General features: G+C 47.3%; 8 protein-coding genes. 7 read left to right on the plus strand and 1 reads right to left on the minus strand.

The features are described 5' to 3' along the window. Positions 1-204 precede the first annotated feature (204 nt). From Q0620_RS00245 to Q0620_RS00260, 4 genes are all read left to right on the plus strand, one after another. The gene (locus Q0620_RS00245; RefSeq protein WP_298782642.1) at positions 205-2,442 is read left to right on the plus strand and encodes a nitric-oxide reductase large subunit; all 2,238 of its coding nucleotides are present in this window, start codon (positions 205-207) and stop codon (positions 2,440-2,442) included. A 274-nt stretch (positions 2,443-2,716) separates the two neighbouring features. Beyond that, entirely contained in the window at positions 2,717-3,160 is a 444-nt protein-coding gene (locus Q0620_RS00250; RefSeq protein WP_298782644.1) for a GatB/YqeY domain-containing protein, read from the plus strand. 133 nt (positions 3,161-3,293) lie between these two features. Further along, entirely contained in the window at positions 3,294-3,911 is a 618-nt protein-coding gene (locus Q0620_RS00255; protein WP_298782646.1) for a hypothetical protein, read from the plus strand. A 52-nt stretch (positions 3,912-3,963) separates the two neighbouring features. Further along, entirely contained in the window at positions 3,964-4,599 is a 636-nt protein-coding gene (locus Q0620_RS00260) for a hypothetical protein (RefSeq protein ID WP_298782648.1), read from the plus strand. Positions 4,600-4,986: 387 nt separating this feature from the next. Here Q0620_RS00260 and Q0620_RS00265 read toward each other — a convergent pair whose 3' ends face one another. Beyond that, positions 4,987-7,233 carry a hypothetical protein gene (locus Q0620_RS00265; protein ID WP_298782650.1) on the minus strand — a complete coding sequence of 749 codons (2,247 nt, stop codon included), beginning with the start codon at positions 7,231-7,233 and terminating at the stop codon, positions 4,987-4,989. Positions 7,234-7,440: 207 nt separating this feature from the next. On the opposite strand from Q0620_RS00265, the gene groES reads away from it, so the two are divergent. The 3 genes from groES to Q0620_RS00280 all read left to right on the plus strand — a co-directional run bounded on the left by groES (position 7,441) and on the right by Q0620_RS00280 (position 10,966). Then, positions 7,441-7,704 carry a co-chaperone GroES gene (gene groES / locus Q0620_RS00270; RefSeq protein ID WP_005871710.1) on the plus strand — a complete coding sequence of 88 codons (264 nt, stop codon included), beginning with the start codon at positions 7,441-7,443 and terminating at the stop codon, positions 7,702-7,704. 12 nt (positions 7,705-7,716) lie between these two features. Then, complete coding sequence (gene groL / locus Q0620_RS00275; RefSeq protein WP_298782652.1) at positions 7,717-9,354, plus strand: chaperonin GroEL; 1,638 nt, start codon at positions 7,717-7,719, stop codon at positions 9,352-9,354. Positions 9,355-9,940: 586 nt separating this feature from the next. Further along, entirely contained in the window at positions 9,941-10,966 is a 1,026-nt protein-coding gene (locus tag Q0620_RS00280; RefSeq protein WP_298782654.1) for a hypothetical protein, read from the plus strand. The last annotated feature ends 535 nt before the right edge of the window (positions 10,967-11,501 follow it).

Raw genomic sequence — 11,501 nt, forward strand, 5'->3', positions numbered from 1 at the left:
TTGCTTGATTTTATATTTTTAATTTTACTATTTCGGGACTTAAATTTAGTATATTAAAAATCTCACCTTAAGCGATCTTTCTTTGTAAAATTAGATAAATTCCAGCTTAAGCAGATAAATTTTATCTTTTTATTGACGGACCTCAATGCTTATCGAAATTTAAATAGGTAAAATTCTCTCCTAATTTCAGTTAAAGGAGTGAAAATGGCAGAATTTAAAAAGCTCTGGATGGCGCTTGTAGCGGTACTCATCGTGGGCTTTAGTTTCTTGGGTTTTTACGGCGGCGAGGTGTATAGGCAGTCTCCGCCGGTGGTAAAATTTACCGATGCTAGCGGAGCTGAGCTAATCAGTACCGAGCGCATTTACCGCGGGCAGGAGGCCTGGCAGAGCATCGGCGGTATGCAGGTGGGCTCGATTTGGGGTCACGGCGCGTATCAGGCGCCCGATTGGAGCGCAGATTGGCTGCATAAGGAGCTGGTTGCGTTTATGGATATCAAGGCGCAGGAGCGCTTCGGAGCGAAATTTGACGCTTTGAGCGACGAGCAAAAGGCGCAGATCAAGGCGCTTACCAAGGCTGAGTATCGCACCAACACCGTAAAAGACGGCACCGTTAAGTTAAGCGATGATCGCTTGAAGGCTATGGCGGTCGTAAAAGACGAGTACATGGGCGTTTTCGGAAACGATCCGCGCTTTAAAAAGCTTCGCGAGGATTACGCGATGAAGGAAAACACGCTCGCAAACGAGCAACACCGCGCCGAGCTCGTGGATTTCATCTTTTGGACTGCATGGGCGGTTTCTACGGATCGTCCGAGCGGAGAGGCGACCTATACCAATAACTGGCCGCACGAGCCGCTAATAGACAATGTCCCTACCACGGAAAACGTCGTTTGGACGATCGCAAGCCTCGTTATTTTGCTTACCGGCATCGGTCTTTTAGTGTGGTTTGGAAATTTCTACGGCAAAAAGGACGAGGATTTCGAGGCTCCTGCGAAGCTAAACACCGATCCGATCGCCGCTTTAGCGCTTACGCCGTCGCAAAAGGCGCTCGGCAAGTACCTTTTCGTAGCGATTGCATTGTTTGCATTTCAAGCCTTCATCGGCGGCTTTGTTGCGCACTATACGATCGAGGGTCAGTCCTTTTTCGGGCTGGATATTTCGCAGTATATCCCTTACTCGCTAGCGCGCACCTGGCACGTGCAAGCGTCCATTTTCTGGATCGCTACGGGCTTTTTGGCGGCGGGATTGTTTCTAGCTCCGATCATCAACGGCGGCAAGGATCCGAAATTTCAAAAGCTCGGCGTGGACGTGCTTTTCTACGCGCTTCTTTTCTTGGTCGTCGGCAGCTTCGCGGGCGAATACATGGCGATTGCGGGCAAGATGGATCCAAGCAGCAGTTTCTGGATCGGACATCAAGGATATGAGTATTTAGACCTAGGTAGAATTTGGCAGCTAATACTGTTCGTGGGCCTTGTGATCTGGATGGTGCTCGTGCTACGTGGCTTTATCGCGGGCTTTAGAGCCGAGGGCGATAAGAATTTATTGGCGATCTTTACCGCTTCGGTTATCGCCGTGGGGCTTTTTTACGGCGCGGGACTATTTTACGGACAACGCTCGCCGATCCCTGTAATGGAGTATTGGCGCTGGTGGGTCGTGCACCTTTGGGTCGAGGGATTTTTCGAGGTTTTCGCAACGGCGTCTTTGGCGTTCGTGTTCGCGTCCTTGGGCTTAGTAAGCAAGAAATTTGCCACCTACACCTCGATTGCTAGCGCGTCGATTTTCCTAATCGGCGGAATTCCTGGTACCTTCCACCACCTCTATTTTGCGGGCACCACTACGCCGATAATGGCTGTGGGTGCGAGCTTCTCGGCGCTTGAGGTCGTGCCTTTGGTGCTTTTGGGTTCGGAAGCGTTTCATTACTACAAGCTTCAATTCGCGCAGGATTGGGCTAAGCGTTTAAAATGGCCGCTTTACTGCTTCATCGCAGTAGCGTTTTGGAATATGCTGGGCGCGGGCGTTTTCGGCTTTTTGATCAACCCGCCGCTTGCGCTGTTTTACATCCAGGGCTTAAACACCACCGCAGTGCACGCTCATACGGCGCTATTTGGCGTATACGGCTTTTTGGCGCTCGGCTTCGTGTGGCTCGTGGCGCTGTATATTTACAAAGACAAAAACTTTGATGATACGCTGATGAAGATCGGCTTTTGGGCGCTAAATGCGGGTCTGCTTCTAATGGTGCTAATCTCGCTTCTGCCGGTTGGAATTTTGCAGGCGTTTGCGGCGATCGACGTGGGTATGTGGTACGCAAGAAGTGCGGAATTCTTGCAAAAAGATAGCCTCTACGGGCTTCGCTGGGCGCGCATCATCGGCGATACGATCTTTTTGGTTGGAAGCGTGTGCTTCTTGATTCAAATCGTGCGAATGATATTCTCACGCGCTAAATAGAGCCTTCGCGAGCTCTTATCGCTTGCTTTGCCTCGCAGGAATTTTATATTCTTGCGGGGCTTTTTAAATTTAGCGCACTTCTCGCGAGCTTTTTTCCGCAAAGGGTAGCTGCGCGCGAGTCTTTACCGCAGACGATATCCGCGCGAGCTTTAAGTTTAGCCGCAAATTGCGCTAAATCTTTAAAATTTTAAAATTTCATCCTCTTAAATTTACCCGAGCCAAATTTTAAATTTGCTACAATTACCGCCGAAATTTCAATCTAAAGGAGTGAAAAATGGGTGTGCGAGAGCAAATTTTAGAAGACATTAAAACGGCGATGAAGAGCGGCGATCACTTCCGCAGAGACAGCCTGCGGATGCTTAACGCCGCGCTTAAGCAGGTCGAGGTGGACGAGCGCATCAGCCTTAGCGACGAGCGCGTCTTTAGCATACTTCAAAGCGAGATCAAGCGCCGAAACGATTCTGTGCAGCAGTACCGCGCGGGCGGTCGCGACGATCTGGTGCAAAAAGAGCAAGGCGAGATCGAGATCATCGCGTCCTATCTGCCCGCGCAGCTAAGCGATGCCGAGCTTGCCGCTGCCGTCAGCTCGCTAATCGCGCAGCTCGGCGCTAGCGGCGCAAAGGATATGGGGCGCGTGATGAAAGCCGCCAAGGAAGCGCTCGGCTCAAGCGTGGACGGCAAGCGGTTGAGCGATGCGGTCAAAGCGGCACTGAAGTAGCCTGCGTTTGGGGCTAAATTTAAGTTCGGTTGCGGCTAAATTGTATCGGCGCAAAATTTCGCTGCTGAAATTTTTTGAGATAGAGCTTGGGCTGCGGAATTCATACGCTAATTTAAAATTTTAAAGGATCATCATGAAAAAATTTATCGCGGTTTTACTAGCCGTCCTGCTTGTGGGATGCCAGTGCAAACAAAACGTAGTGCCTGGGGCGAACGAAACGCCCGAAAAGATCACGGCATTTTTCATAAACGATGGCAAGGAATACATCGTAGGCGAGAAGCTCAGCTATGTGCTGACGGACGGCTCGTCGCTTAAGAATATCTCGGAATTTTACGATGGCGGATACGCCAAAGGGCTTAAGCGCGAGTTTGTACAGATCGAAGTGACGGATGCGAAAAACGGCGAGGCGCGCGGTAGCTTCAGTGCTTTTTTAAACTCTGCCGCAGGAGCAGACGTCGCCAAAATCAAAGCTCTGGCGGATCGCATAGAAATCGATGAGAAAAAGGGCGAGATAGAAGCGATTTTCTACTTCGATGCGCGCGTCGTACAGATCAAAAATCTTAGCGAAATAATGAAGCCAAGCGATAGGCTGCGCTCTCCGATACCCGCTCACATCGAGGTTAGGCCTGAACGCTGCGAGAGTAGCGCTCTATCGGATGTGATAAGAGGCATCGTAGCTATACCGGTGGTAATCGTGGGAGCGGTACTTTTTCTGCCCGTGGTGATGATGCAGGAATATAGCCCTCGATAATAAAAGCCGTGAAATTCCGTATCTTGCAGCGAAACTTACAATGTAATGATCGATGAAGCTCGGCGAAATTTGGTATAACTTAGATCGCAAGTTCGATCTATTTATGATCGCATTTTATTTGGCGGCGATGTGGTACGGATTTCTTTTTAGCTTGAATCCTAAAAGCTTAGATGATCTGAAAATCGCAAATGGAATAATCATGGATGTCAGAAGCGATGATGGGCGCGAATATATGCAGATTTTTACGGATGAGCGCAAATTTATCAAAGTCTTTTTAAATGGCGATACGGATAACTTAACCTCTTTTTATAAAAATAAAATTTTGCTCAATGCAGCAATTGCTGAAGCTAATTTCAAGCGGTCAGGAGCGGACGAGTGGCAAGGCGTAAATATCAAGCCTTCTATCTCGCTAATCGCATACGAATGGCTGGAAGGCAAGCGAGTTAAAGCTTGGTATCAAAGCCGTCCGTTTCCGTTTCAGGGTCGCGGCACGGCATATCAGGTCTTATTTTTGGATTATAATGCGAGCGTCGATCCGCCGCAGCGTGAGTATCTGATGAAATTCAGATATGACAAATACGCTACGACGGATGATAAATTTACAGCTACGATATTTGGAGCTTTGACGCTCATTTTTCTTGCGATAATGGCGGGCAAATTTTATCAAGCATGGCGCCAACTGCAATAAACATTGCGCCGCGAAATTTTAAGTAGCATCGGATAACCTGAAAACACGGCGCGCAGTATCGATACGAAGCATTTTAAAAGGCGCTAGGCTTGCGGCGTGCATTTCATTGCGGATAGCGGCGGCGCAAGCAGGATAAATTTGCAGTGTTAAATTTGAAGCGCTATTAAAATACAGATCTTAGTAGGGTTTAAAATTTTGATAAGTAGTGCGCGTCCTGCTTTAAAATTTTGAGGCTCCGGCTGCGCCGGCAAGTGCAAAATTCTAAATTTTAAACTGCATAAAATTTTAAAATTTAAACTGCGCGAGATTTCAAAATTTCAAAATTTCAAATCTCGCGCTCGTTTAGCAGTATCCATAAATTTTAAGCGCCAAATGGGAGCAAATGGGCTAAAATAGCCCATTTATCAGCCCCTTAATCGCGTCAGATTTTTCCTTTTTCGCGTCGTTTTTGCTGCTGTTATCGTCCTTTTTCACGCCGAAAAGTTTGTCGATACCCTTGCCGATCTGCTTGTCGAGCTTGCCCTTTAGATAGTCCGATCGCACGTCGTATTTCGGCTCTTTGATCGTGCCGGTGATGTTTATCTCAAGATCGGTCTTTTCGATATTTGCCTTAACCGGCACCGAAATCGCGCCCGTTTTGCTATCCAGCGTGCCGCCGGTGACGTTTAGCTTGCTTTTTTGCGCGCTCATATCGGCGTTGAAATTTATCAAATTTTGCTTGATCGTGCCGTTTACTTTGGCGTCGTTATAGACCTCGCCGCCCAGATCGCGGCCTAAAATTTTGCCGATTTTATCGATCAGTCCGCCGCTAGGAAGGCGGCCGTTGTTGATGATCGCGTCGAATTTTCCGCTGTGCGAGCTCGTGTTATACGTAAGATTTGCGTTGCCCGTGCCGTCGTAGACGTGATCGATATTTAAAAGCGTCGTAAGCTCTTTGACGATGAAATTTTGGATTTTAAAGTTTGCCTCATCGCCCGCGATCTGTCCGTTCAGCTCGCCGCCCGCAACCTTGGAATTTACGGTCGCAAACAGGCTCTTGCCGTCGTGCGAAAGCTCGCCCGTCGCGGCAATTTTGCCGTTTAGTCTGCGATTTAAGAAAAATTCTAGTCTCTGCAGGCTCGGGATCAGCAGCGCGTAGTTTGCTTTAAGCGCTTTGTTTTTAAGCTCATAAGTGCCGTTTAAGCTCTGAAGCTGCGCCAGATCGGAGTTTGCGCTTACGCTAAAGGTCGCGACTGAGTTTTTGATATTTGTCTGCGCCTGCGCGTCCGCTTTTAGATCATTCGGGAAGTTCTTGCCCGTCGCGCCGTCTAAAAATTTCTTAAAAATCACGCCGTTAGCAAGCGAAATTTGCGCCGTGCCGTTGATGCCGTCTTTTAAGTTTAACTTCGCATCGCCGTTTATCGTGCCCTCTCCGATCGCACTGCCGTAAAACAGAGCTGAAAGCACTGCCAGATTTAGATTGCTCGCCTTAAGTTTTAGGTCGCTTAAATTTCCGCTCGCATTCAGGTTGCCGCCCATCGCGTTTAGATTTAAGCTTAGATTTTTAAGCTCATTTTGCGCTAAAGCCGCGCTAAGCTCGCCGTTTGCCTTGCCTTGCAGCTTCACTCCCAGGACGTTTTGCAGCGCGGCTAGATCGTTTGCGTTTAGCTTCGCGGACAGTTCGCCGTTTTTGTTTTTCAGGTCAAATTTGGCCTCCGCATCCGCTTTAAGCGCGTCTTTAAACGCCGAAATTTGCGAGTTTGAAAGCTCAAGCGTAGAAAAATCGGTCTTTAAATTTCCGTTTGCTTTAACGTCGCCAGAAATTTTGCGCCCAAACAGGCTCTCGAGCTTCGCTAGATCCGGTAAATTTAGATTAAAATCGGAATTTAAAGTTTTGCTTTTCAGATCAAATTCCGATTTTTCGGCGCTGATCTTGCCCAGCGTCGAATCGATCTTGCTTGCTGCTCGCAGGACGTCATTTTGCGCCGTGATGTCCGAGTTTAGCGTGATCTGCACGCCCTTTGGGATGGAGATATTCATATCTTTAAACGCAGATTCGTTTAGGATCAAATTTGAACTCTTGATGCTTGCGTTGCCCTCTGCGCCGCCGCTGCTAGCCTTGATGTCCGAGAGCACGTCGATATTTCCTTTTGCGTAGATCGGCAGCGAAGCCACGGCAAGGGCTTTTTCGACGTTTAGAGCTTTAGCGTCGATTTGCAGATCAAGCGGTTTGAGGTCTTTTAAATTTGCTAAAAATTTTACGTTGCTATCAAAAATCCGCCCGCTGCCGTTGATGCCGAATTTGTCAAGATCGCCTAAAATTTGACCCTTAAGGCTCAGCCCTTCGTCCATTTTTATGCCGAGTTTGGCTAGATCGTGCGCGTTTGCGTCGTAGCTAAGATCGAAGGAGCGCGCAAAAAGCGAGTATTTGCCCTTTACGTTTACGCTCACAGCATCATTTACGTTGGCGCTGATGTCCAAATCGCCGAAATTTAGATCGAATTTATCGAGCTTCACGTCAAGGCCGCTTTTTTCTTTGATCAAATTTTCTATGTAAGGCTTGGTAAGATTGTTGCCAAAATCGCTGAAAAATAGGCAGCCCGCGCCTACGATAAGCAGGATTAAAATTCCTGCGATTATGCCGAAAATTTTCATTTCGTCCCCTTAAAAATTTAAAATTTGAGGGTATTATAGCCCTTAAAATTTAACGTTTGAAATCTCAATACTTGAGTTTAAATCACTAAAGTTTTATAAAAATTTTTCATAAACTATTGACAAGAATATAAATTTTGCATATAATCTTAGCACTCAAACACATTGAGTGCCAATTTTAGAAAATCACAAATCAAAGAAAGGACTGAAATGAAATTTCAACCACTTGGCAAGCGCGTTCTAATCGAGCGCGAGGAGGAAACTAAAAAGACCGCTTCGGGCATCATCATCCCCGACAATGCTTCAAAAGAGAAGCCTTCGACCGGTAAAATCGTAGCCGTCGGCAGCGAATGTGAAGGTGTCAAAAATGGCGATACCGTAGCGTTTGCAAAATACGCAGGCAGCGAGATTAGCTTAGACGATAAGAAATACCTTATCTTAAATTTAGAAGATGTTTTAGGCATAATTAAATAAAAAGGATTGAAAATGGCAAAAGAGATTATTTTTTCAGACGACGCAAGAAACAAGCTTTACGCGGGCGTTAGGAAGCTAAACGACGCTGTAAAAGTTACGATGGGACCTCGCGGTCGCAATGTCTTAATCCAAAAGAGCTTCGGCGCTCCTGCGATCACAAAAGACGGCGTGAGCGTGGCTAAAGAGATCGAGCTAAAAGATACGCTCGAGAATATGGGCGCTTCTTTGGTGCGCGAAGTAGCGAGTAAAACCAACGATCAAGCAGGAGATGGTACTACTACAGCAACCGTGCTAGCTCACGCGATCTTTAAAGAGGGCCTACGCAACGTAACTGCGGGCGCAAATCCGATCGAAGTTAAGCGCGGTATGGATAAATTTAGCGCTGCGGTTATCGAGGAGCTAAAAAAATCCTCTAAAAAAGTAAGTGGCAAAAAAGAGATCGCTCAGGTCGCTACGATCTCTGCTAATAACGACAGCGCGGTGGGCGATCTGATCGCAGACGCTATGGAAAGAGTCGGCAAGGATGGCGTTATCACGGTAGAAGAGGCAAAATCTATCAACGATGAGTTAAACGTAGTCGAGGGAATGCAGTTTGACCGCGGCTATCTAAGCCCGTATTTTATTACAAATGCTGAGAAGATGCTGGTCGAGCTAGCTTCTCCACTAGTGCTTCTATTTGACAAAAAAATTACAAATTTAAAAGATCTTCTTCCGGTTTTGGAGCAGGTTCAAAAAAGCGGCAAACCGCTTCTAATCATCGCCGAGGATATCGAGGGCGAGGCGCTTGCGACCTTGGTCGTAAATAAACTTCGCGGCGTGTTAAACATCTCTGCGGTCAAAGCCCCTGGATTTGGCGATCGCAGAAAGGCGATGCTTGAAGATATTGCGATTTTAACAGGCGGTACCGTCATAAGCGAGGAGCTTGGTAGAACGCTAGAAAGCGCTTCTATGGCTGATCTCGGACAAGCCGAGCGCATCGTGATCGACAAAGATAACACCACTATCGTAGGCGGCGCGGGCAAGAAAAAAGATATCGACGCGCGTGTTTTGCAGATCAAAGCTCAAATCGCAGAGACTACGAGCGATTACGACAAAGAGAAGCTTCAAGAGCGCATGGCTAAGCTTAGCGGCGGCGTCGCGGTCATCAAGGTGGGCGCTGCGACCGAAACCGAGATGAAAGAGAAAAAAGACCGCGTGGACGATGCTCTAAACGCAACCAAAGCAGCCGTAGACGAGGGTATCGTAATCGGCGGCGGCGCTGCGCTAATCAGAGCGGGACTTAGCGTAAAACTAGCTCTAAGCGGCGACGAGCTTATCGGTGCGGACATCGTTAAGCGCGCGCTTTTCGCTCCACTTCGCCAGATCGCAGAGAATGCGGGATTTGACGCGGGTGTCGTAGCAAATAAGGTCGAGCAGGGCTCAGACAAAAAATTTGGCTTCAACGCCGCAAACGGCGAGTACGTCAATATGTTTGAGGCAGGTATCATCGATCCTGTGAAGGTCGAGCGTATTGCGCTTCAAAACGCGGTCTCCGTCGCAAGCCTGCTTCTAACGACCGAAGCGACCGTAAGCGAGATCAAAGAGGAGAAACCTGCAATGCCTCCAATGCCTGATATGGGCGGAATGGGTGGCATGGGCGGAATGATGTAGTCCCGCGGGGGCGTCATTCGGCGCTCCTATGCCATTGAAACGGCGCTGCGAGATTTTTACAGCGCCGCGAAATGCTTTATGCGCGGCGATATTTTTGCTATGCGCAGTAAAATGAGATGTGCCGCGTTTTGGATATGTCTAAGGCGCGGCGATTTATTATGAATTAGCGATTAAGCGGTGTAATTTTTAGTCACTGCATGATCTTATAAATTTCGTATCTCACCGCAAATTTACGGTTTTGCCGCATTATCCTTTAAATTTAAAAACTTTATCTGAGCTTACTTTTTACCTTAAATTCTGACTTGCCACTCAAAATCTAAGCGCAGAATTCTAAAACTTTAAAATTTTTCAGCTCTCCTTCTTAAGCGCTTACAAGATAAAATTTTTGCCGTGACGTCATATTTTTAGTGTGATAAAATTCTATTGCCAAACAGAATCCTAGCTGCGGAATTTTTAAAGCTTAGCCTTTTGTTTGGCGATACGGCTTGGAATTAGAGCTGAAATTTCATAGCCTCACTCATTAAATTTAACGTGGCTTAATCTAAGCTTTGCTAAATTTCGCCTAAAATCCATGGAAAGGAAAACGATGAAAAATTTAGCTCGTATTTTTTTAATTGCGTTCATTTTGACGAGCTTCTCTAGCGTTTTTGCTGCGCAGCAAAACCATGAATTGCCTGTCGCGTTGCAAAACCATAAATATAAAATTTCATCTCAGAATTTACGAGTCAAAGATCATCTGAGTAAAAATACTTCGGTGAAATCCTCTACCGAGCCGCATGCTAAAAAATCTGCAAATGCTAAAAGCCTTTCAAAATCCAAGCTCACAAAAAATACGCGTGCGTCTAGGAATTTCGCTAAAAATTTCACGCAAAAAAGTGCGAAAAATTTCACTAAAAATTCTAGGCAAAATTCCGCATCGCATTCTGCGAGAAATAAAGCATCTAGGCACCCGGCTAATCAATCAAACAGCCAGAATGGAGCTAGCAAGAGTCTAGTTGCGACGCTAATGCGTTTGTCAAAGACCCGTATCTATGAGGACGAGGCGCCAAGCGCTCGCGATACGGAGCAAACTTACAGAGGCGCAGATATGCGGAGAAGCGTAAGCGCGCAAACTCACGGAGGCGCGGATGAGCAGACCGGCAAAATCATAGACGCACAAGCTCGCTACGGCTATAGTGCAACTCGTTCTGGCGCTATGGGGCATACAGCTGCATCTCATTCGAGCGCCACGAAGTATACGGCTCGTCAAAATGCCCGCGCGCCCTATCTTCCCACATCTGCTCGCTCTAGCCGTGCGATAGGGCGCCCTAGCGGTAGCGCGCTTAGTAAGATGTCGTCGCCAAAGCGGGGTAATGCGCTAGGGCAAGGTGCTGCGATGCGTTATGATGAGCGTTGGGCGAAGCCCGCTCCACAGCCTTACGAGCCTGCGCCTGAGACCGAGAAAAAGCGCGGGCTGATATTTTCGTCGCAGTGGGGCCCCGCCGCGCCGAAAAGCAAGTGGCAGCAGCACGAAGCCCCGACGGATGACGCTTCGTCGCGCAATGAGTCGGTGATGGATATGCTGCAGGACAAGATGAGCAGGGTCAAGGTGAATATGGAGCTAGTGCGCTAGCCTAGGCGGCACGCCGGCGCAATTTATATGCGTAGGCGGTTTAAATTTTGCTGCCTCTCGCGATACTGGCGCGGTGTGCAAAACACGAACGGCTGACGTTTTTTTCGGCTTTGCCGCCGTGCGAAACAATGCCCTAATGCTGCAATTAAAAATAAAATTTTCATATTTCATCCATGCGCTTTGAAATTTCACGGCTGCATGCCGCGCTGCTAGGATAAACCATACTGCACTCGTTTTGCGCGAGTGAGCGCTGCGACGATACTGTGGGTAAAATTTCGCGGAAATTTCAAAAGCTTAATTTTGTAATTTTATGTCGCAGGACTTCGCTTGCCTGCTAAATTCGCAGAATTTTGCTTAACTGCGTGGTTTATTAAATTTCGCTTGCCATCAAATTTTGTAGAGTTTCGCCTGCTAGCGGAATTTTTAGAATTTTATTAGATAGCGGAATTTTATAGAGCTCTATTCGCTCAAATTTCGCGGCGAAATGAAATTTTTTGCAAGCGTAAAAGCAAAATTTAATAGATGAAATTCTGCA

The sequence above is a fragment of the uncultured Campylobacter sp. genome (assembly GCF_938017615.1).
Lineage (GTDB): Bacteria > Campylobacterota > Campylobacteria > Campylobacterales > Campylobacteraceae > Campylobacter_B.